Below are 20607 nucleotides of genomic sequence, written 5' to 3'. Positions count from 1 at the left end.
ATTTGAAATGCGGTGAAAAATGTGGGAGCTGGCTTGCCTGCGAAAGCGGTGGGTCAGTCGGTATATCCGTCACTGAAAGACCGCATTCGCGAGCAAGCCCGCTCCCACATTTTGATTGCGTTGAGTCAGTTACATCGGCGCCAACGGCGGTGTGCGCGGTGGAATCTGGCGTTTGCTGCCCGTCGCTTCATACGCCGAGGCAAACCGCAGCAGCGCCGAATCATCATAGGCGCGCCCGGCGAATGTCAGCCCTATCGGCATGCCGATATCCGCCATCACGCCCATCGGCACGGTAACGGTTGGCACGCCCAGGTGGCGGATGGCGAGGTTGCCGTTGGCCACCCAGACGCCGTTGCTCCAGGCGATGTCGGCAGAGGCTTCGTTCACGTCGGCGTCCGCCGGGCCGACGTCGGCGACGGTCGGGAACAGCACTGCGTCGAGACCGAGCTTATCCATCCAGTCTTCCAGGTCGATCCGCCGGGTCTGTTCCAACCCGCGCAGGCCATCGGGGACTGTGCTGATCTCGTTCCACGGGGTGATGCCGCGTTCGGCCATGCGCACGTATTCGTCCATGCCGGCGGCCAAGTCGTCCTCACGGTTGGGCAGGGTGCCGGGGTCGTGGGGGAAGATCTTCGGCCCGTCCACATCGGCCAAGCGGTTGAGCGCCGGGTCGTTGTTGGCGCGCAGGAAGTCATCGAAGGCCCAGGCCGACAGTTCCCACAGTTCATCGTGGAGGAATTCCTTGGACACCAGCCCCCGGGTGAACACGGTGGGTGCGCCAGGGCGGTCGCCTTCGCAGTTGGACACCAGCGGGAAATCCACATCGATCACTTCTGCGCCGGCGGCTGTCAGCGCCTGGCGTGCGTCTTGCCACAGGTCGATCACGCTGGCGCGGGTGTTGATTTTCTGCCCGGTCGGGCCACCGATCCCAGGTTTTTCGCTGGTGCCGGCGTCGGGGTCGGCGTTGATGTACATGCGCGGCACGCCAAAGCGTTTGCCGGCGAGGGACTCGGCAGTCGACGCCAATTCAGCGTAGGAAGCAGGGCGTACCGAGGTGACGCTCGGGATCGGCACCCACGGCTGCAGGCGCCACAGGTCGCCACGGGTGTCCGGGTCTTCGGCGACCACCACGTCGAGCACTTCCAGCAGGTCGGCCATGGTGCGGGCGTAAGGCACCACCACGTCCATGGTCGGCGTGAGCGGCCAGTTGCCGCGCACCGAAATCACCCCGCGGGACGGGGTGTAGGCGCACAGGCCATTGTTGGACGCCGGGCCGCGCCCGCTTGACCAGGTTTCTTCTGCCAGGCCAAAGGCCGCAAAGCTCGCCGCCGTCGCGGTGCCAGCGCCGTTGGACGAGCCGGAGGCAAACGGCGCGGTCAGGTAGTCGGCGTTATACGGGCTTTCTGCGCGGCCATACACGCCACGTTGCATCCCGCCATTGGCCATCGGCGGCATATTGGTCTTGCCCAGGCAGATAGCACCGCCGGCGCGCAGGCGCTCGATGGTGAACGCATCACGCTGGGCGACCAGCTTGGCAAACGCCGGGCTGCCGGATGCCGCAGTCAGGCCCTTGACCAGGTAGCTGTCTTTGGCGGTGTAAGGAATGCCATCCAATGGCCCCAGGGTTTCGCCTTTGGCCCGGCGTGCATCGGACGCCTCGGCTTCCTTCAGCGCTTCGGGGTTGCGCACCACCACGGCGTTCAAGGCGGTGGCGGTCTGCGGACCGTCATAGGCATCGATCCGTGCCAGGTAGGCTTTTACCAGTTCTACGGCCGTGGTCTGGCCGGATTCAAGCGCAGCGCGCAATTGGGCAATGGAGACTTCGGTAACTTGCATCACGTTTTTTCGCCGCCTTCAAATGGGGGTATGGCGGCAGTCTACGTACAGATATTTCACAAAACCAGCGTCGCATAATCCGCATAGGCGCCGCGCATCACCTGCCAGGTGGCCTCGTCAGCGGGAATCAGGTGTTCGATACGCAGGGAGGTGAGGGTGATGTCTTGGGGCATGCCAAACGTAGTGAACGTGGACAGAAAATTCAGTTCGCCCTGGCTTGAGCGCACACGGGTCAGCACCAGCGGTGGCAGGTGCGCAGGCAGGTCGGTGTTGGCGGGTGTCGGCAACCCCGCCAGCAGCGCCGCCAGTTCGGGGTTGCCCAGCGCTTCTCGGGTGGCGCGTTGCCAGGCCAGGATGCGGATCTCGTCGGCATTGATCAGATGATCGCCCAGGCCGCCAGGTTGCAGCAGCGTCGTCAGCAAGTTCACGCCCTCGGCCGCATCCTGACGAATACCCACCAACTCAAATAACACGCCGGTACTGGCATTCGCCGCCAGCACTTGCCACTGGCTGCCCAACAGAATGGCCGGGGCAGGATTGTTGGCGTGCAGTACATGGCTGACCGCTTCACGAATCGCCGCCATGGCGGGCGAGGCGAGTGGGGTGGCGGTATAGCGTGGGGCGTATCCGGCGGCGAGGAATATGCGGTTGCACTGCTCCAGCGGTGCCTCCAGCGCGGTCAACAGGTTGTGTAACGTTCCGGGACTCGGCTTGGCGCGTCCGGTTTCGATGCAACTGAGGTGGCGCTGGGAAATGCCGGTGATCAGGGCCAGGTCGAGTTGGCTCAACGTGGCGTGCCGGCGCAATTGGCGCAGTTGTTCGCCGGCAGTAACAGGGTTGTCCATGGCGGAATCATGACCTCCGAGGTCATTGCGAGGGGTCGAACCCTATCACTAACGTGGGCCTTTATCACTTCAAGGACGCGACCATGAAAAGACCTTATGTTGCCCTGGCTGGTTTGCTCGGGTTTTCACTGTACACCCTGGCGACGATGCTCACGGCTGATCAGTCGCTGCTGGCCTTTGGACGGGAGCTGCTGTCACGGCCGGACACCGCGCAAGTGGTGATCGACCTGTACCTGATGGCGGTGCTGGCATGTGTATGGATGTACCGGGATACGCAGCGGCGCGGTCGGTCGGTGGCGTCAGTGCTGCCCTATTTTTTGCTCACGGCGGTGTTTGTGTCGGTGGGGCCGTTGCTTTATCTGGTGGTGAACGGAGGCCGGGATGAATGAGCGTTTGCACCTCGATGCGCTGTGTGTGCTGACGGGGGCGGTGAGCGTGCTTGCGTTCTTCATGAGCACGCTCGTTGACGAGCTCTAGCCGTAGGAGCTGGCGCCGGTCCGGTCCACCAGACGAATATTGTCGCGCCCACCGCGCTTGGTTTCATACAGCGCGGTATCCCCTTGCTCAATCAACGCCGCCAGGCTCGGCGGCGGTTGATCGAACAGGTTGGCGCCGATGCTCAGGGTCACTGGCGCCGGGGTGTTGAAGGTCTGCGAGGCGAGTTGGTGAAACTGGTCGCGCAGGCTGCTGCCCAGTTCGACGATCTGTTCGGTGGACGCCGGGTTGAGCAGGATCACGAATTCATCCCCACCCAGGCGTGCCGCCAGCGCGCCCTGGGGCACCACGCCGCGGATCATTTCGCTCAAGGCGATCAGCAGGCGGTCGCCGGCGGTATGGCCGTGGAGGTCGTTGACCGATTTGAAGTTGTCGATGTCGATCAGCAACAGCGCTCCCGGTTGCGCCGGCGACACTTGGGCAAGCAGGCGCGGTGCGCGCAGGTCGAGGGCGCGGCGGTTGTAGAGGGCGGTCAGCGGGTCGCGGGCGGCGAGGCGGGCGATCTGTTGTTCGCGGCGGTAGCGTTCAGAGCCGGTCATCGACAGTGCAATCAGCATGATCGCCATGGCGCCTTCCACCAGGGAAATCTGAATGATCTCGCCTTTGAAGGCGGCCAGGTCGATCAAGGTGCCGGGGATCAGCACCGACAGCGCCTTGGCCACATAAAACCCACCATGAATCAGCAGCACATACCGCAACTGCACCGCGCCGATGCTCAAGGATTTGCCGTGGGGCCGTAGCAGGAAACTGGCGCGCAGCGTCGGCAATGCCACTAACAGTGACTGCACAGCCAGCATCGCTTTGGACCATAAAGGGTCGGCCGGCAACATCAGCATGCCCAGCCAGACCACCAGCATCAGCAGCCACAGTCGCGACAGGCGCGTTTGGGTGAACCGCGCCACGCCGAGCAAAAACAGGAAGTGCGCAGTCACCAGCAAGCCGTTGGCAAACCAGATGCCGATCATCAGGTAGCCATTGATGCGCAGCAGGGCGAGGGTTGAACCGATGCAGATGGTGGCGAAACCGGTGCTCCAGCACAGCAGCGAAGGTTCGCGCACGCTGCGCCATTCAACGGCCAGGTACAGGGCGGCAGCGGCTGCCAGGGCAACGGTGAGTGCCAAAATCGTAGGAGGGTCGAGCGTCATTTCTTGCCGGGTCTGCCTGGTGTGCGTTTAGAACCGGGATTGTAAGCGCACACGCAGGTTTTTCAGAGCGTTCATCGTGATGGCACACAGCCAGGCGATGATCGGCAGGTCAGGCGCCTTTGGTCGTGGGCAACAAGACCGTGAGGATGCCCACCAACGGCAGGAACGAGCACAGTTTGTACACGTACTCGATACCGTGGGTATCGGCGAGCAAACCGAGCAACGCCGCACCGATCCCGCTGAAGCCGAACATCAGGCCGAAGAAGACCCCGGCGATCATGCCCACGTTGCCGGGCACCAGTTCCTGGGCATACACCACGATGGCCGAGAAGGCCGACGCGATGATAAAGCCGATCACCACACTCAGCACCGCCGTCCAGAACAGGTCGACGTAGGGCAGGGCCAGGGTGAACGGCGCGGCGCCGAGGATGGAGAACCAGATGACTTTCTTGCGGCCGATCTTGTCGCCGATCGGGCCGCCCGCAAAGGTGCCGACGGCCACGGCGCCGAGGAACAGAAACAGGTACATCTGGGAGCTGGAAACCGACAGCTGGAATTTCTCGATCAGGTAGAACGTGAAGTAGCTGGTCAGGCTGGTCATGTACCAGTATTTGGAGAACACCAGCACGGCGAGCACCACCAGGGCAAAGGTCACGCGGCCTTTGGACAGGCCGTGGGTGGCTTTGCCGCCTTGCTTGAGCTTGAACAGGTTGAGGTGGTGGCGGTACCAGCGACTCAGGCCGTACAGCACAAGGATGGCGAACACCGCAAACAGCCCGAACCAGGCGATATGGCCCTGGCCGTAGGGAATGATGATCGCCGCCGCCAGCAACGGGCCCAAGGCGCTGCCGGTGTTGCCGCCGACCTGGAACGTCGACTGCGCCAAGCCGTAGCGCCCGCCGGAGGCCAGGCGCGCGACGCGGGAGGTTTCCGGGTGGAAGGTCGACGAGCCAACGCCGACCAAGCCGGCAGCGAGCAGAATCGCCGGGAAGCTGCCGACAAACGCCAGCATCAAAATGCCGATCAGGGTGCACACCATACCCGCCGGCAGCAGCCATGGTTTTGGGTGGCGGTCGGTGTGGTAGCCGATCCATGGCTGCAGCAGCGAGGCGGTCAGTTGGAAGGTCAGGGTGATCAGGCCCACTTGGGTAAACGACAGGCCGTAGTTGGCCTTGAGCATCGGGTAGATCGACGGCAGCACGGCCTGGATCAGGTCATTGATCAAATGCGCCAGGGCGCAGGCGCCGAGGATACGCATGACCAAGGGGCTGGCTTGGGGTGTCGTGGTTGCAGCGGCGGGTGACGCAGTGAGGGTCGACATGCAGGCATTCCATACAAGGCAGCTAATCAGAGGCGGCCACTTCTTAAGGCGGCCATCCATTACAAAATGATTCGGCGTTCATGCTAGATTCGTCAGGAATGCCTGTCTCGCGTAATTCGGGCGACAACTATCGCAAAAAGGGCGAAATGATTAAACCACTGAACGAATTCCTCCAGGAAATCAATGAAGGCGCCTGGGCGGTCATCAGTTCCGCCACGGATTACCCGGAAAACTGGGTGATCCCCGAGCATAGCCACGAGAAGCACCAACTGCTCTATGCCATCGAAGGCGTGATGGTGGTGTACTCGGCGCTCAACCAATGGACGGTGCCGCCCAATCGCGGGATCTGGATGCCCGCCGGGCAGGTGCATTCCCTGCGTTGCGTGGGCACCCTGAAAATGCGCAGCGTGTTTGTGCGCCCGGATCGCTTCCCGAACATGCCCGGCGAGCCGAAGACCGTGAGCATCTCGCCGTTGCTGAGCGAGCTGATCAAGGCGTCGGTGAGCCTGAAACCGCCGTACGCCGAGGACTCGCGGGACGCGCGGATCATGCACCTGATCCTTGACGAACTCGCCATCCTGCCCGCATTGCCATTGTCTTTGCCCCAGCCCGCCGACCCGCGCCTGCAGCGCATCTGCCTCGCGTTGCAAGATGAACCGGGTGACGCTTCAACTGTGGCGCATTGGAGTGAGCGCCTAAGCCTGGACCAGAAAACCATCCAGCGCCTGTTCCGCAAGGAAACCGGCATGACCTTCGGCCAGTGGCGCCAGCAGGCGCGCTTGCTGCTGGCGTTGGAGCGCATTGCGGTGGGGGAGAAGGTGATCGATATCGCCCTGGAGCTGGGCTATGAAAGCCCGAGCGCCTTTACCAGCATGTTCAAGAAGCAGTTCGGCAAGACGCCGAGTCATTTCTTCAGGTAGCACCCTGCGTGACGTTGGCGTGCGGGCCCAGCAGGCCGTTGAACCCGTCGAAGTCCAGCGGTCGGCTGAGGAAATAGCCTTGGCCCTCTTCACAGGCCACGCTCTTGAGCATTGCCAAGTGCTCGGCGGTTTCGATGCCTTCGGCTGTCACCGTCAGGGCCAGGGCTCGGCCCAGACCGACAATCGCGTGGATGATTGCCTTGTCATCGTCGCTTTCTTCCAGGCGGGTCAGGAAGCTGCGGTCGATCTTCAAACCATCGAATGGGAACGCCCGCAGGTAGCTCAGGGATGAGTAGCCGGTGCCGAAATCATCCATGGCGATGCGTAGGCCCAAGCGCTTGAGCGTGTGCATGACCTCCAGTGCGCCGCTGGCATCTTCAAGCATGACGCTTTCGGTGATTTCAAGTTCCACCCGCGCCGGGTCGATACCGGAGACCGCCAGTGCCTGGCGTGTGCGCTCCACCAGGTTGCCCCGCTTGAACTCGGTGGGTGACAGGTTCACCGACACAAACAGATGTTCCGGCCATTGGGCAGCGCACGCGCAGGCGGTTTCGAGTACCCAGTCGCTCAACGCCAGGATCAGCCCCGATTCTTCGGCAATCGGGATGAAGGTGTCAGGTGCAATCAGCCCACGCACAGGATGTTGCCAGCGCACCAAGGCTTCGGCGCCTACCATTTGCCCGTCGGCGATGCGATAGCGCGGCTGGAAATACAAGCGCAGCTCGCCGTGCTTGATGCCGTAGCGCAGATCGCTCTCCAGGCGTCGACGTTCGATGATCCGCGCGTTCATGTCGCCGGAGTAGAACCGCCAGGTATTACGGCCTGCCGCTTTGGCTTCGTACAGGGCAATGTCAGCGTAGCGCAGCAGTTCCGCGGCCTCGCGGGCATCGTTGGGGGCGATGGCGATCCCGATGCTGGCGCTGACGAACACCTCTTGCTCGTCGATTCTGATCGTGCGCTCTATGGATTCGATCAGGCGCTTGCACAGGATTTCGACTTCGTCTTGCGTACCTGCATCCGTCAGGATCAATACAAACTCATCACCGCCAATACGGGCGACCAGATCGCCATGGCGTACGCAGTCGGCCAGTCGAGAAGACACTTCGTTGAGCACCCGATCACCGGCAGCGTGTCCAAGCAGGTCATTGACCGGCTTGAATCGATCGAGGTCCAGGCTGAGCATGACCAGGGGCTGCTCCGAGGTGGGCATGGCCTTGAACTTGCCTTCCAGGAACGCTTGCAGCCGCGTGCGATTGGGCAGCCCGGTGAGGGCGTCATGCTGGGACAAGAACTCGATGCGTCGACGGGCTTCGACTTCTTCCGTCACATCGGTGGCGGTGCCGCGAAACCCGCCACACGGCATCTGCCGTGCGGACAGCCGGGTGCTGCGTTCCAGCCCCAGTGCATCGACGTAACGACACTGCACGCTGATATCCGGGCGACGCCCAGGTGCGCTGAGCCACTGGGACAGCAGGCCGGTTTCGGTTTCCAGCAAATCGTTTATCGTGGCGCCGATCCAGGCATCGCGCACCAGCCCGGTCACACCTTCGAAGCGTTCCGACAGGTAGGTAAAGCGCCAGTCGCCGTCGATTTCCCAGACCCAATCGGAACTGGCTTCCACCACATCGCGAAAACGTGCTTCGCTGGTGGCCAGGGCATTCTGGCTGTTCTGCAGCGAGGAATGGCTGGCGTCCAGGGCGAGCGCGGCCGCCGTCGTGCGGCGCGAAATGACCCAAGACATCAAGCACACCAGCAACGCAGCCAGGCCCAACAAGGGCAGGCCTACACCCATCAGGCGCAAACCGGGGCGAGCCGGCTCCCAGTGCAGGCTGCCGGCCGCACCGTTGTCGCCGAGGGGCAAGAGCAAGGTCTTGCCGATTTCATCGGGGGTAGCGATGTGCAGTTTGTCCACGCCGAATTCATCGCCGATCGCTGTCAGTTTTGCGCTGTCGAGGATGTCGACAAAGATCAGCACCGACGCCGGTCGGCCGTCGGGCAACACCGTGGGGTCGGTGCCGGGGGTGATGGCGGCGGCGGCCACCAAAGCAGGGCTGCCGCGCACGTTGATAAAGGTCGTGGCGGATGTCTCGCTGTCTGCACCGGCGCGAGCCTGCTCGATAATTCCAGTGATGGGCCCGCCGAGCCACTGGGTGAGTTCGACTGTCTGCAATTGGCCGTCAACGACGGCATACACCGTGCGGTTGGCGTCGTCGACCACGAACAGGCCTTGAAAGCCGAAGTCGTCGAACAGCGACGCGCCGATGTTGCCCCGGACAAAGGCCCAATCGTCGTCCACTTTCACGTGCAAGTGCCGGTAGGCATCACTCCAGAAGGCGTAGTCCTTGACGGTCACCCGCAGGGATTTTTCCAGAGACTGCACGGCTCTACGGGTGTAGAACGCGCTTTCAACCTGCTCGGAGCGGTCCAGTTCTTGGGCAAGGAAAATCAGCGAGTAAGCGGCGACTGCAAAGACCACGGCCAGCAAGGCCATGAACCTGAAGAGTGAGGTGCGCGCCAGCGACAGGCTGGTGCGATCGGACAGTGAGCGGACGATAGGAGCGAGAGAGTTCGGCATTGTTTCCCGCAGGGCGTCGCTGCAAGTCAGGGGGTATCACGTGCTATCGGCTGCGCCGGGAAAATATTGAGACCGCTGGCGCGTGCTGCCAGCCACGGCGACCGATGGCATGCTGGCGTCGTTCGCGCGCCTGGCGGCGCTGCTCGATGAGCCTGAAGCCAGCCCCGTGCTAGCACCATTGATCCAGCGTGGCGTTCAAGGTGGGCTATGAACGCCCTTCGCAGTTCAGCCGTGAGTACGGCCGGTCAATGATCGGACGTCAAATTAGCAAAGAATATGCAGCCGATCAGTCGCGCAAACAGGCTCAGGGTTTCTGGCAGGTTGGGGTCTTCAAACAGCATCGCCCTGGAATCGAGCGCACACAGCGCGCCAAAAAGGCGGCCATCGGGCAGAAAGATCGGGGCGCCGGCGTAACTCTCGATGGCGAATTGCTTGACCACCGGGCGGGCGGCGTAGCGGCCGTTCTGGCTGATCTGCGGGATGAACAAGGTTTGCGGGTTGATGCAGAACTCGCTGCACAGGGTGGTTTCCAGGGCGAGCACGTCGTCGACATGGATGCCCAAGTCGATGGTGTCATGGACTGAACACACCACCCATTCCAGGTCGGTGAATTTGGCGATGCCGGCGAAGCGCATCCCGGTCAGGCGGGTGACCAATTGCAGGATGCTGGTGGTGGCTTCTATTTCGGCGATAGCGGCGCGTTCGTTTGCGCTGAGTAAGGACTGCGAAGCGGTGACGCTTGGAACCATGGGTGACACTCCAATGGCAGGGTGGCCAGGGCCACCCTGTATGTTCAGGTTTTAATTGATGCGCGGATGCTGCTCTACAAGGTTCTTGCGCTTGGCTTCCAACTCGGCAATCTCGGCATCGATGTCTTCGATCTTCTGCTCGATGTTGTCGTGATGTTCCTGCAGCAATTCCTTGGCTTCTTCCATGTCCGAAGCCGCCGGTGCGGCGCCACGCAGCGGCTTGTTGGCGGTTTCCTTCATGGTCAGGCCGGTGATCAGGCCGACCACGGCAAACACCATCAGGTAGTAGGCGGGCATGTACAGGTCGTTGGTGCTTTCCACCAGCCAGGCCACGGCGGTCGGGGTGAGGCCGGCGATCAGTACCGACACGTTGAACGCACTGGCCAGCGCACTATAGCGCAGGTGGGTGGGGAACATTGCCGGCAACGTCGAAGCCATCACGCCGATGAAGAAGTTGAGGATCACGGCGAGAATCAGCAAACCGGCGAAGATCAGGCCGATCTTGCCGCTGGTGATCAGCATGAACGCAGGGATGGACAGGAACAACAGGCCGATACTGCCGGCAATGATGAAGGGCTTGCGGCCGATCTTGTCGCTGATAAAACCAATGAAAGGCTGCACGAACAGCATGCCGACCATGATCGCGATGATGATCAGCACGCCGCTGTTTTCTTTGTAGTGCAGGTTGTGCGACAGGTAGCTCGGCATGTAGGTGAGCAACATGTAGTAGGTCACGTTGGTCGCCGCAACAATCCCGATGCAGGTCAACAGGCTACGCCAGTGCTTGGTCGCGACTTCCTTGAACGAGACTTTGGGGCCGTGTGTCAGGCCTTCGCGGTCGCCTTGCTCCATTTTGTCCATGTGTTGCTGGAAGGCTGGGGTTTCCTCCAGTGCATGACGCAGGTACAGGCCGATGATGCCCAGGGGCAGGGCAAGGAAGAACGGCAGGCGCCAGCCCCACGACTCGAAGTCGGCTTCGCCCAGGATGCTGGAAATCAGCACCACCACGCCCGCGCCCAGCACGAAACCGGCGATGGAGCCGAAGTCGAGCCAACTGCCGAGAAAGCCGCGCTTGCGGTCCGGGGCATACTCGGCGACGAAGATTGACGCGCCGGTGTATTCACCCCCTACCGAGAAACCCTGGGCCATTTTGCACAGCAACAGCAAAATCGGCGCCCAGATACCAATAGAGGCGTAGGAGGGGATCAGGCCGATGGCGAAGGTGCTCAGGGACATGATCACGATGGTCGCGGCAAGGACCTTCTGCCGCCCGTACTTATCGCCCAGTGCGCCGAAGAACAGGCCACCCAGTGGGCGGATCAGGAACGGCACGGAGAAGGTGCCGAGTGCGGCGATCATTTGTACGCTGGGTGAGGCGTCCGGGAAGAACACCTTGCCCAGCACATAGGCGACAAAACCGTAGACGCCAAAGTCGAACCATTCCATGGCGTTACCCAAGGCTGCGGCGGTGATTGCCTTGCGCACCTTGGTGTCGTCGACGATGGTGATGTCTTTCAATCCGATGGGCTTGACGCTTTTCTTACGTAATTTCATGCGGAGCACTCTAAAGCAGAACAGGGGAGGTGCCATCGTTGCGATGGCACCGCTCTGTCAGTTCAGATACAAGCGGACATGAAATAATTCAGCTCTATTTGCGTTTTTTTGCAGAAAGCTTGAACTTTACAGATTCACAGGGGAGTAATCCGTATGTCGGCCGTCGCGTCACGCCTGATCTACCGCCCACCCCAAGCGTGCGACGTGCAGCGATTGTTCGCGATCTACGGCGATCCGCAGACCAATGTGTTCAACCCCTCTGGCCCCATCGCCAGTCTTGAGGGGGCGCAACGCTTGCTGGATAAATGGCTTGAACAATGGGCCACCCAGGGCTACGGCTGGTGGGCGATTGCACGCACTGAAACGCCGCATCACATCATAGGCTTTGGTGGAATCGCGCCGCTCGACTACCTGGCCGAACGGCGTATCAACCTGGGGTACCGTTTTGCGGCGCAAGCCTGGGGGCAGGGCTACGCCACCGAGTTGGGCCGTGATGCCTTGGCGCTGGCATTCCAGACGCTCGGCCTGGGCGAGGTGTTCGGCCTGGTGCGACCGGACCATGGGGCATCAATCCGCGTACTGGAAAAGATCGGCATGCAGCCTTTCGGCGTGCTCGATGATGTGCCGGGGAAGGCACCAAGCCTGGTTTTTCGGATTTGTCATCCTACAACTGATTTTTCCTGATATTTCAAATACCCACGCAATACGGGGTTAAGCGGCAATCTTTCAGATTGACAGCGTTCAGGCGTCCCGATATAAAATCCACAGTTGTACGACGACATATGACGTTACATATGTCCTATCTAACAAAAATAAAAAGTGATGCCATGAACTTGAACGAGCCCATCAACGCGCACCGCGTTGGCCAAGCTGTAGGCAACTATCGCTGGACCATCTGCGCGATGCTGTTTTTCGCGACCACCGTCAACTACCTCGATCGCCAGGTGCTCAGCTTGCTGGCGCCTCAGTTGTCGACGCAATTTGGCTGGAGCAACACTGACTACGCGAACATTGCGGCTGTGTTCCAGTTCGTCTACGCGATCTCCATGCTGTTTGCCGGGCGCTTTGTCGACAAGATCGGCACCAAGGCGGCTTATGTGGTGGCAATCGCCATCTGGTCCACGGGCGCCATCATGCATGCGTTCTCGGTGCCCATGGGCGAGGGCATTGCGGCCATCAGTGGTGCGATTGGCCTGGCGGTGATCCCGGTGTCGATTGCCGGTTTCATGTTGTCCCGTGCGGTACTGGCGATTGGCGAAGCGGGCAACTTCCCGATTGCGATCAAGGCGACTGCTGAGTATTTCCCCAAAAAGGAACGCTCGCTGGCCACGGGTATCTTCAACTCCGGTGCCAACGTCGGCGCAATCCTGGCGCCGATCTGCGTGCCGTTGATTGCCGGTCTGTGGGGGTGGGAAGCGGCGTTTATCGTGATCGGCGGCCTGGGCTTCGTGTGGGTTGTGGTGTGGATCGCGCTTTACCAGAAGCCGGAGGAGCAGAAACGCCTGTCGCCCGAAGAACTGGCGTATATCCGCAGTGATCAGACCGTGCAGCCCTTCACCCCAGCGCCGGCCGGCGCCCCGGAAAAGAAAGTCTCCTGGTTCAAGTTGCTCACCTACCGTCAGACCTGGGCGTTTGCCTTCGGCAAGTTCATGACGGACGGCGTGTGGTGGTTTTTCCTGTTCTGGCTGCCCACCTACCTGTCGGCGCAATACGGCATGAAAGGCGCCGATATCGTCATGCCGCTGGCGGTGCTGTACAGCATGACGATGGTCGGCAGCATCGGCGGCGGCTGGTTCCCCAGCTACTTCATGGCGCGCGGTGATGCACCCTACGATGGCCGCATGAAAGCCATGCTGGTGATCGCGCTGTTCCCGCTGGTGGTGTTGCTGGCACAGCCGTTGGGCTACATCAGCTTCTGGGTGCCGGTATTGCTGATCGGCGTGGGCGCCTCGGCGCACCAGGCGTGGTCATGCAACATCTTCACCACCGTGTCGGACATGTTCCCGCAGAAAACCGTGGCCTCGGTGGTCGGTATCGGCGGCATGGCCGGCGGCCTGGGCGGCGTGGTAATGACCAAGATCGGCGGTTGGGTGTTCGACTACTACAAGTCGGTCGGTGACATCCACACCGGCTACATGATCATGTTCGCCATCTGCGCGCTGGCCTACTTGGTGGCCTGGAGTGTGATGAAGACACTGGTGCCGCGTCACAAGGAAATCACTGACCTGTAAGGTCCGATGTCCCGCGCCGCAACGGCGCGGGCCTCTTTCACAACGCACGGGCCCAGGTCTGGCTGACCAGGGATTTGCCGAAGCTGTCCATCGTTTCTTCCTCGACCAATTCGAACCCGGCTTTCTGATAGAGCTTGCGCGCATCGCTGAGGACGTCCACCGTCCACAGCTGCATGCGCTGGTAGCCGACCTGCCGGGCAAAGCGTACGCACTCATCCACCAGCCGTTGGCCGATACCCATGCCCCGCGCGCTGGCATCCACGTAAAGCATGCGCAGCTTGGCCGTGGTGTCGTCGTGGCGGATCACGAACACCGAACCCACCACTTCAGCGTCTTTTTCCGCGATCCAGCAACGCTCGCAGGTGGGATCAAACGCCCTCAGGTATTTGGCGACAGTCTCCGCCACCAGCGCTTCGAACTCCCAGTTCCAACCGTATTCACGGGCATACAACGCGGTTTGTTGCTGCACCACCACGCCCATGTCGCCGGGTTGAGGATCGCGCAGCAGGTAGTTGGGCGCCGTGCCTTGCAGCAGGGCCTGGATGCGTTTCATGGCGTCGGTGAGTTGCCGCTGTTGTGGTTCAGGCAAGTTCTCGAGCAGGGTGATGACTTCGTTCTGGGTCTGCTGTTCCAGGGGCTTCAGCACCGCACGGCCGTGGTCGGTGAGATGCAGTTGCACCGCCCGTGCATCGGTAGCGGAGCGGACTTTCTGGATCAGGCCCTTCTTTTCGAAGCCACTGGTCAATCGGCTCAAGTAGCCCGCGTCGAGGCTGAGCATCTGACACAGGTCCGCGCTGGTGAGATCGCCGCGGGTAGACAATTCGTACATCACGCGGATTTCGGTGAGCGAATAGTCGCTTTGCAGCAGGTGTTCCTGCAGTACGCCGATCTGGTGGGTGTAGAAGCGATTGAAACTGCGCACGATGCCGGCGCGTTCGACAAGCAGGGGAGTGGACATGCTGAAATGCTCGAATAGTTGCCTGAAGCAATTATATTGTTGCTTCAGGCAACCATGTCAAACGGTTTGCTTAGCGGTTACGTGTCACCCGCCAAATGGTATTGGCCAAGTCATCGGCGATGATCAGCGCACCTTTTGGATCCACCGTCACGCCGACCGGGCGCCCACGGGTCTTGCCGTCGTCGCCGCGAAAGCCGGTGGCGAAGTCGATCGGCTCGCCGGACGGTTTGCCGTTGCTGAACGGCACAAAGATCACTTTGTAGCCCACCGGGTTGTCGCGGTTCCAACTGCCGTGTTCACCGACGAATACGCCGTCTGCAAACTGCTCGCCCATTTCCGGGATAGAGAAGTCCACGCCAAGGGCTGCCACGTGGGAGCCCAGGCTGTAATCCGGCTTGATCGCGGCGGCAACCTTGGCCGGGTTCTGTGGCTGGGCACGCGGGTCGACATTCTGGCCCCAGTAGCTGTACGGCCAGCCGTAGAACGCGCCTTCACGCACGGAGGTCAGGTAGTCCGGCACCAGGTCGGGGCCCAGTTCGTCGCGTTCGTTCACAACGGTCCACAGTTGACCGGTGTCAGGCTGCAGGGTCAGCGCTGTCGGGTTGCGCAGGCCCGTTGCATAAGGCTTGTGCGCGCCGGTTGCGGCGTCGATCTGCCAGACCATCGCGCGATCGATCTCCACTTCCATGCCACGTTCGGTGATGTTGCTGTTGGAGCCGATACCCACGTAGAGCTGGCTGCCGTCAGCACTCACCGCCAGGGACTTGGTCCAGTGGTGGTTGATCTGCGCCGGCAGGTCGGTGACCTTGGTGGGTGGGCCTGCGGCCTTGGTCTGGCCGTCGGCGTAGTCGAAACTCACCAGTGCATCCTGGTTGGCCACGTAGAGCTTGCCGTTGGCAAATGCCAGGCCGTATGGCGCGTTGAGGTTTTCGGCGAACACGGTCTTGAGTTCATAGGTGCCGTCACCATCGGCGTCACGCAGCAACGTCAGGCGGTTGCCGCTCTTGACCTTGGTGTTGCCTTCGGCCTTGATCAGGCTGGCGATCACATCCTTGGGCTTGAGCTTGGCCGCGCTGCCGCCACGGCCTTCGGCAACGAGGATGTCGCCGTTGGGCAGCACCAGGGTCTGGCGCGGGATGGCCAGGTCAGTGGCGATGGCGGTGACGCTGTAGCCTTGCGGCACCTTGGGTTTCTGTTCGCCCCAGGGGGCCGGCTCGGCAATCTTCATGCTGGGTAGCAGGCTGCTTTGCTGTTCCGGCAACTTGGGATCGGGGCCGCGGGCCTGGGTCTTGTCGCCTTCACCACCACATGCGGTCAGCAGCAGCGCAGCGCTTAATAGGGTCAGGGTGCTGGACGTTTTCATTTAACACCTCCCGAGCGCAGGCCGGTCCAGGTGGCCGCCAACGTCAGCAGCAAGACAATGGCCGACAGGATCAGGCCGCCGGGCATCGAAGCGTAGGCGTCCTTGGCGTGTTGGAAGGCATTGACCAGGCCGAGTATCCAGGTGGCCAGCAGCAACAGGACATATCGTGTGGGTTGCCCGGCCTTGCGTTCGGCACGGAGCAGGTTGACCAGCGCAAACAAAAACGCAAAGCCTGCGAATACCAGTGCACCGGCAATCAGCCAGGCCGAGAAGTTGGCCCATTGAATCTGGTAGGTCTGGGTGTAAGCAATGTCGCTGAGCAAGGCACCGAGAAACAACGGCACGGTACCGGCGAGCAAGGTCGCATGCAGCGGCCCGGGTGCGTATCGGTAGGCGGGAAGGGTAGTCATAGGGGGGCGGCTCCTTGTTGTACAACGCCCCTGGACGGGGCAGCGCATAAGAAGTGAACGCAGCGTGTGTGAGAAAGTTCAGCGTGAAACGTTTCGAAATAGTGGGAACCCTCTAGGGCGGCGCCGGCCTAACGCCGTATCATTCCATTCTTTGCTTTCGCCAGGCGCCTCCATGACCCACCCCCGCATCGGCTTTGCGTGCCAGTACCGACATCCCGAGCGCCTGCTGTCCGCCAGTGCCCTGAAGTTGATCGAGGGCCCCTTCAATCCGCGCACCACCACGTTGCGCTGGATGGACAGCGTCACGCCGCAAGTGGCCCGCGACAAGCTGGTGGAAGTGGTCACTCACAACCTGGCCGCCCAATTGCGCTTGCTGGCCTATGTCGCCGAACTGCCGCCGACCTTGCGCATGCTGCGCCTGAGCAGCGATTTGCTGCCGTTTTACAGCCACCCAAAAGTCGCCGCCGTGTACACAGACCCGGCCATCGAGCGTCAATTGGAGGAAGGCTTCGCGGCCATTGGCGAGCTGGCGCGTGCGTCGGATATCCGCCTGTCGTTCCACCCCGGCCAGTACTGCGTGCTCGGTTCGGAGAACCCCGGTGTGGTGGAAAACAGCCTGGCCGAGTTTGAATACCACGCCGACATGATCCGCATGATGGGCTACGGCCGGCGCTTCCAGGACCTCAAATGCAACGTGCATATCGCCGGTCGCCTGGGTGTGGAAGGCACCCGCGCGGTGTGGGCGCGGCTGTCGGAAGTGGCGCGCAACTGCATCACCTTCGAGAACGACGAAAAAACCTATGGCCTCGACCATTGCCTGCAAGTTGCCGACCTGGCGCCGGTGGTGCTGGATATCCATCATTGCTGGATCAATGAAAACGAGTACATCGACCCGCACTCGGAACGGGTCGCCCGCGTGATTGAAAGCTGGCGCGGCGTGCGCCCTACCATGCATTACTCTCAGCCCCAGGAAGTCTTGCAGGCGCTCGGTTTCGACGCCGAGCACAAACTGGAAATGGATGCGCTGTTGAAGGTGGTCGCCAAGCGCGACCTGTACGCCCACAGCGCGCAAATGTGGAACCGCTGGACCAACGACTACGCGCTGCAGTTTTTCGATCGCTTCGACATCATGCTGGAGTCCAAGGACAAGAATGTGGCAGCGTGGGGGTTTTATGAGCATTTCAAGCGACGTTCAGTTCAGTGAGGGAGCCTGCAACCATGCCAACCCTGCAGCTATTGTGCGGCAAGATCGCCTCGGGCCAATCAACGTTCGCGTGGGAGGAGGGGGGGATTGAGGTGCTTCGTTCGTGAGTGCAACGCATTTTAACGGCGTCGACGCCGAAGGTTTTGTCCTCACAATCCCAGAAACGCCCGTGCAGAGCGAGTTTCAGTCATTGCTTGAAGATGCCTGCACCGCGCTCTCGCACGAAGAGCTAGGAGTGGAGGGCATCTACCTCTATGGCAGTGTGGCGCGCGGTGATGCCGTCCCTGGTGTTTCCGATCTTGATCTCACGCTGGTGCTGCGCGAGTCGCCGACTTCACAGGTACTCGAACGGTTGGAAGTAATCCGGCGGGATCTGGAGCGGCGGCATTCGCAAGTCACCAAGGTCGATTTCGATATTGGCAGCCGTGGGGAAGTAGTGGCGGCCGAAAACCTGAACAGCTGGGGATTCTGGCTCAAGCACCATTGCCGATGTGTATGGGGTGAGGACCTTGCGCTGCACGTTGAGCGGTTTCGGCCTTCCGTGGAAATTGCCTTGGCCATGAACGGTGACTTCGAAAAGGTTTTGACCGACTACCTCACACGCATCGCAGGCGCCGACAGCGAATTGGAGCGGCTTCGCTGGCAGCGTGAAGCGTCACGCAAGTTGATCAGGGCGACCCATGTATTCCGTTCGCCCGATGCGGCTACGTGGCCGCAGACACTCGAAGAGCACGTTGCGCTGTTCGTCCAGGTGCATCCGACGATGATGATTCAGGTGGCGTTCTTCCTGTTTGAAGCCCGCAACCCTAGTGCCGATGGTGAAAAATTCTCAGCCCGACTTCAGGCCTTTCTGAGCTGGATGGTTTCACAGCGAGCGTAGTGCTACGGGTGCTCGCCGGTATAACCAAACCACACGGGTCCTACGACTTGAACCGTCCCACCAGCCCATTCAACTCATCCGAGAGGTTGGACAACCGTCCCGAATCGTCCTGCGCCGAGTTGGCCAGGCTTTCCACCAGGCGGGCCTCGTCGTAGATCTGCTGGATGTGCCGATTGATCTCTTCCGCCACGCTGTGTTGTTCCTCGGCGGCGGCGGAGATTTGCAGGTTCTGGTCGCGGATTTCGTTGACCGACGTCTGGATGCCTTCAAAGCTGTCCCGCGCGCTTTCGATGGACGACACGCTGGCCCGCGACAGGTCCAGGCAACTGCCCATCTTTTGCGTGACTTCCTGGGTCTTGTTTTCCAGGGTGCCGAGCAGTTGTTCGATTTCGCCGGTGGAGTCGGAGGTGCGTTTGGCCAGGGCGCGTACTTCGTCGGCCACCACCGCAAAACCACGGCCCTGATCACCGGCACGGGCGGCCTCGATAGCCGCGTTGAGCGCCAGCAGGTTGGTCTGTTCGGCAATCGCACGGATGGTGCCGAGGATCTGGTTGATGCTGCGGCTGCCGGCTTCCAGTTCGACCATGGCCTGGGATGATTCCGTCAGGCGGCGCCCCAGGCGGTTGACGTTATCGGTGGTGACTTCGATCTGCTGCTTGCCCTCGGCCACGCGACGGTGCCCGTTCTCGGCGGATTCCGCCGCGCCGCTGCAGGACCGTGCGACTTCGTTGGCAGTGGCGACCATCTCGTTGAACGCAGTGGATACAAGCTCGACCGCCTCACGCTGGCGTCCGGCCGCCTCATTCATATTGTGCGCCACCTCACTGTTGACCTTGGAGGCGTTCTGCAAATTGGCCGAGGCCGCGCCGATGTGTTGGATCAGTTGACGGATCGCCGCGAGAAACTTGTTGAACCAGCCCGCGAGTTCGGCGGTTTCATCCTTGCCCTGGACCTGCAGTTCGTGGCGCAAGTCGCCTTCACCCTGGGCAATGGACTGCAAGCCGGTGCTGACCTGCCCGATAGGCTTGACGATGACCTTGGAGAAGGCCGCCGCGATCAGTCCGAAGATCAGCACCAGCACACCGACAATAAGGGCGGTGAGGTAGGTCATGCGTGTGGCTTCGGCCATGACTTCACGGTGTTCGATCAGCCCGATATAACGCCAGCCTAGACCGGGGGACGTCCACACGTTGGCCATGTAGTGCACGCCGTCGATCACCACGTCAGTGGAGCCCTGTGGTGTCTCGGCCAACTGTGCATAGGCCGCGCCCAGGTCCTTGAGCGGCTTGAAATTGTGCGCGGCGTTGCGCGGGTCCACCAGCACCACGCCGTCTTCGACCAGCATCACGTAGCCGCTTTCGCCCAACTTGATGCTCTTGACCAGTTCGGTGAGGTTTTTCAGCGAGACGCTGACCACGAATACGCCCTTGGCCTTGCCGTTTTCCAGCAGGGCGCGCGCGGTGCCCACCAGGGCGACGTCGTCTTTGTCGTAGTAATACGCGGGGGTGCGCACAGTCTTGCCGGGGCTGGCCATGGCTGCTTTGTACCAGGGCCGGGTGCGCGGGTCGTACTTGGCCAGTTGCGGGTCATCCGGCCATTTGGCGTAGGTGCCGTCTTCCAGGCCGATGGACAGGATCGCTGCTGCTGGGTGTGTGGCGCCATAGCGCGCGAAGCGCTCGATCACCGTTTGCGCTTCGGCGGGCATGGGCTGGCTGGCCGCGTCCGCGGGCTGATAGTTCTTCAGTGTGTTGACGGAGGTGTATACAGAATCGGTGGCCATCTGATCGACGTTCTGCAGCGTGCCGTCGAAGAATTGGCGGATGTTGCCATCGATCTGGCGGATTTCCCGGGTGCTGCCGTCGATGAACTGATCCACCGCTTCGGTTTGTGCGTTCATGACTGAAATCACGGCCACCAGGCTTACCGGAATGAAAGCAACCGAGACAAAGGCGAGTACCAGCTTATTTTTTATTTTCATCGAGACGACCATCAGCGTGAAGGGCGGCCAAATCGTCGCGCGCCTGTATCAGGTTTGCGGCGATTTGCTATCACTGCTGTTTCGGCCCGTAGCCGGTAAATCTTTAGGGTTTTTTGTACACAATACAAAGTGCTTATTGTTCT

At 61.2% G+C, this 20607-nt stretch carries 17 protein-coding genes and 2 pseudogenes; 7 read left to right on the top strand and 12 right to left on the bottom strand.

Annotated elements, in window-relative coordinates; genetic code table 11:
• Nucleotides 1-129 precede the first annotated feature (129 nt).
• Nucleotides 130-1839 carry an amidase gene (locus tag BMZ57_RS18850; RefSeq protein WP_106119160.1) on the bottom strand — a complete coding sequence of 570 codons (1710 nt, stop codon included), beginning with the start codon at nt 1837-1839 and terminating at the stop codon, nt 130-132.
• Nucleotides 1840-1892: 53 nt separating this feature from the next.
• Nucleotides 1893-2681: a helix-turn-helix domain-containing protein gene (locus tag BMZ57_RS18845; RefSeq protein ID WP_069672990.1), complete on the bottom strand. Its 789-nt coding sequence runs from the start codon at nt 2679-2681 to the stop codon at nt 1893-1895.
• Between the two features lie 83 nt (nt 2682-2764).
• Between BMZ57_RS18845 and BMZ57_RS18840 the strand changes: the two genes are divergently transcribed.
• Nucleotides 2765-3070: a DUF2834 domain-containing protein gene (locus BMZ57_RS18840; RefSeq protein ID WP_010210119.1), complete on the top strand. Its 306-nt coding sequence runs from the start codon at nt 2765-2767 to the stop codon at nt 3068-3070.
• A gap of 84 nt (nt 3071-3154) precedes the next feature.
• Here the strand turns inward: BMZ57_RS18840 and BMZ57_RS18835 are convergent, their stop codons facing one another.
• Together BMZ57_RS18835 and BMZ57_RS18830 are read right to left on the bottom strand one after the other, a co-directional pair.
• Nucleotides 3155-4321, bottom strand: coding sequence for a GGDEF domain-containing protein (locus tag BMZ57_RS18835; protein ID WP_029529132.1), 1167 nt, complete (start codon nt 4319-4321; stop codon nt 3155-3157).
• 109 nt (nt 4322-4430) lie between these two features.
• Entirely contained in the window at nt 4431-5642 is a 1212-nt protein-coding gene (locus BMZ57_RS18830) for an MFS transporter (protein ID WP_010210123.1), read from the bottom strand.
• A 98-nt stretch (nt 5643-5740) separates the two neighbouring features.
• On the opposite strand from BMZ57_RS18830, the gene BMZ57_RS18825 reads away from it, so the two are divergent.
• Nucleotides 5741-6562, top strand: coding sequence for an AraC family transcriptional regulator (locus tag BMZ57_RS18825; RefSeq protein ID WP_021492999.1), 822 nt, complete (start codon nt 5741-5743; stop codon nt 6560-6562).
• On the opposite strand, the gene BMZ57_RS18820 is transcribed toward BMZ57_RS18825, so the two are convergent.
• Nucleotides 6555-9137 carry a bifunctional diguanylate cyclase/phosphodiesterase gene (locus tag BMZ57_RS18820; protein ID WP_069672991.1) on the bottom strand — a complete coding sequence of 861 codons (2583 nt, stop codon included), beginning with the start codon at nt 9135-9137 and terminating at the stop codon, nt 6555-6557. The genes BMZ57_RS18825 and BMZ57_RS18820 overlap by 8 nt on opposite strands.
• Nucleotides 9138-9231: 94 nt before the next feature.
• Here BMZ57_RS18820 and BMZ57_RS29270 point away from each other — a divergent pair.
• Nucleotides 9232-9333 (top strand): annotated as a pseudogene (locus BMZ57_RS29270) (AraC family transcriptional regulator N-terminal domain-containing protein); the annotation flags it as partial.
• A 49-nt stretch (nt 9334-9382) separates the two neighbouring features.
• Here the strand turns inward: BMZ57_RS29270 and BMZ57_RS18815 are convergent.
• Nucleotides 9383-9886, bottom strand: coding sequence for a GAF domain-containing protein (locus BMZ57_RS18815; protein ID WP_010210129.1), 504 nt, complete (start codon nt 9884-9886; stop codon nt 9383-9385).
• Nucleotides 9887-9937: 51 nt separating this feature from the next.
• Entirely contained in the window at nt 9938-11440 is a 1503-nt protein-coding gene (gene proP / locus BMZ57_RS18810; protein ID WP_010210130.1) for a glycine betaine/L-proline transporter ProP, read from the bottom strand.
• A 153-nt stretch (nt 11441-11593) separates the two neighbouring features.
• Here proP and BMZ57_RS18805 point away from each other — a divergent pair, with 153 nt between their 5' ends.
• The gene (locus BMZ57_RS18805; protein ID WP_069672992.1) at nt 11594-12124 is read left to right on the top strand and encodes a GNAT family N-acetyltransferase; all 531 of its coding nucleotides are present in this window, start codon (nt 11594-11596) and stop codon (nt 12122-12124) included.
• 143 nt (nt 12125-12267) lie between these two features.
• On the top strand, nt 12268-13671 hold the full coding sequence (locus BMZ57_RS18800) for an MFS transporter (protein ID WP_010210132.1): 1404 nt from the start codon (nt 12268-12270) through the stop codon (nt 13669-13671).
• 37 nt (nt 13672-13708) lie between these two features.
• Here BMZ57_RS18800 and BMZ57_RS18795 read toward each other — a convergent pair whose 3' ends face one another.
• From BMZ57_RS18795 to BMZ57_RS18785, 3 genes are all read right to left on the bottom strand, one after another.
• Nucleotides 13709-14629: a bifunctional helix-turn-helix transcriptional regulator/GNAT family N-acetyltransferase gene (locus BMZ57_RS18795; RefSeq protein WP_010210133.1), complete on the bottom strand. Its 921-nt coding sequence runs from the start codon at nt 14627-14629 to the stop codon at nt 13709-13711.
• Nucleotides 14630-14699: 70 nt separating this feature from the next.
• Nucleotides 14700-15992 (bottom strand): PQQ-dependent sugar dehydrogenase, encoded by a 1293-nt coding sequence (locus tag BMZ57_RS18790; RefSeq protein WP_010210134.1) that lies wholly within the window; start codon nt 15990-15992, stop codon nt 14700-14702.
• Nucleotides 15989-16402, bottom strand: coding sequence for a DUF2231 domain-containing protein (locus BMZ57_RS18785; RefSeq protein ID WP_010210135.1), 414 nt, complete (start codon nt 16400-16402; stop codon nt 15989-15991). The genes BMZ57_RS18790 and BMZ57_RS18785 overlap by 4 nt, the downstream gene beginning before the upstream one ends.
• 172 nt (nt 16403-16574) lie before the next feature.
• Here BMZ57_RS18785 and BMZ57_RS18780 point away from each other — a divergent pair, with 172 nt between their 5' ends.
• Together BMZ57_RS18780 and BMZ57_RS18775 are read left to right on the top strand one after the other, a co-directional pair.
• Nucleotides 16575-17606 (top strand): apurinic/apyrimidinic endonuclease family protein, encoded by a 1032-nt coding sequence (locus tag BMZ57_RS18780; protein ID WP_010210137.1) that lies wholly within the window; start codon nt 16575-16577, stop codon nt 17604-17606.
• 103 nt (nt 17607-17709) lie between these two features.
• Nucleotides 17710-18486, top strand: coding sequence for a nucleotidyltransferase domain-containing protein (locus tag BMZ57_RS18775; protein WP_069672993.1), 777 nt, complete (start codon nt 17710-17712; stop codon nt 18484-18486).
• Between the two features lie 40 nt (nt 18487-18526).
• Here BMZ57_RS18775 and BMZ57_RS30235 read toward each other — a convergent pair whose 3' ends face one another.
• Both BMZ57_RS30235 and BMZ57_RS30230 read right to left on the bottom strand, forming a co-directional pair.
• Nucleotides 18527-19294 carry a methyl-accepting chemotaxis protein gene (locus BMZ57_RS30235; RefSeq protein ID WP_371857077.1) on the bottom strand — a complete coding sequence of 256 codons (768 nt, stop codon included), beginning with the start codon at nt 19292-19294 and terminating at the stop codon, nt 18527-18529.
• A gap of 87 nt (nt 19295-19381) precedes the next feature.
• Nucleotides 19382-20383: pseudogene (locus tag BMZ57_RS30230) on the bottom strand (cache domain-containing protein); the annotation flags it as partial.
• Nucleotides 20384-20607: the final 224 nt, after the last annotated feature.

This window comes from Pseudomonas simiae (assembly GCF_900111895.1).
Taxonomy (GTDB): domain Bacteria; phylum Pseudomonadota; class Gammaproteobacteria; order Pseudomonadales; family Pseudomonadaceae; genus Aquipseudomonas; species Aquipseudomonas simiae.
Note: the sequence above shows the minus strand (reverse complement) of the source record. Positions and strands in the feature narration are given on the sequence as shown.

Bases quoted from the DNA above. Each gene is read 5' to 3' on its own strand.
- BMZ57_RS18820 (WP_069672991.1), bottom strand. From the start codon at position 9,137: ATGCCGAACTCTCTCGCTCCTATCGTCCGCTCACTGTCCGATCGCACC.
- BMZ57_RS18805 (WP_069672992.1), top strand. From the start codon at position 11,594: ATGTCGGCCGTCGCGTCACGCCTGATCTACCGCCCACCCCAAGCGTGC.
- BMZ57_RS18815 (WP_010210129.1), bottom strand. From the start codon at position 9,886: ATGGTTCCAAGCGTCACCGCTTCGCAGTCCTTACTCAGCGCAAACGAA.
- BMZ57_RS18785 (WP_010210135.1), bottom strand. From the start codon at position 16,402: ATGACTACCCTTCCCGCCTACCGATACGCACCCGGGCCGCTGCATGCG.
- proP (WP_010210130.1), bottom strand. From the start codon at position 11,440: ATGAAATTACGTAAGAAAAGCGTCAAGCCCATCGGATTGAAAGACATC.
- BMZ57_RS18795 (WP_010210133.1), bottom strand. From the start codon at position 14,629: ATGTCCACTCCCCTGCTTGTCGAACGCGCCGGCATCGTGCGCAGTTTC.
- BMZ57_RS18845 (WP_069672990.1), bottom strand. From the start codon at position 2,681: ATGGACAACCCTGTTACTGCCGGCGAACAACTGCGCCAATTGCGCCGG.
- BMZ57_RS18835 (WP_029529132.1), bottom strand. From the start codon at position 4,321: ATGACGCTCGACCCTCCTACGATTTTGGCACTCACCGTTGCCCTGGCA.
- BMZ57_RS18840 (WP_010210119.1), top strand. From the start codon at position 2,765: ATGAAAAGACCTTATGTTGCCCTGGCTGGTTTGCTCGGGTTTTCACTG.
- BMZ57_RS18825 (WP_021492999.1), top strand. From the start codon at position 5,741: ATGCCTGTCTCGCGTAATTCGGGCGACAACTATCGCAAAAAGGGCGAA.
- BMZ57_RS30235 (WP_371857077.1), bottom strand. From the start codon at position 19,294: ATGAATGAGGCGGCCGGACGCCAGCGTGAGGCGGTCGAGCTTGTATCC.
- BMZ57_RS18830 (WP_010210123.1), bottom strand. From the start codon at position 5,642: ATGTCGACCCTCACTGCGTCACCCGCCGCTGCAACCACGACACCCCAA.
- BMZ57_RS18800 (WP_010210132.1), top strand. From the start codon at position 12,268: ATGAACTTGAACGAGCCCATCAACGCGCACCGCGTTGGCCAAGCTGTA.
- BMZ57_RS18780 (WP_010210137.1), top strand. From the start codon at position 16,575: ATGACCCACCCCCGCATCGGCTTTGCGTGCCAGTACCGACATCCCGAG.
- BMZ57_RS18790 (WP_010210134.1), bottom strand. From the start codon at position 15,992: ATGAAAACGTCCAGCACCCTGACCCTATTAAGCGCTGCGCTGCTGCTG.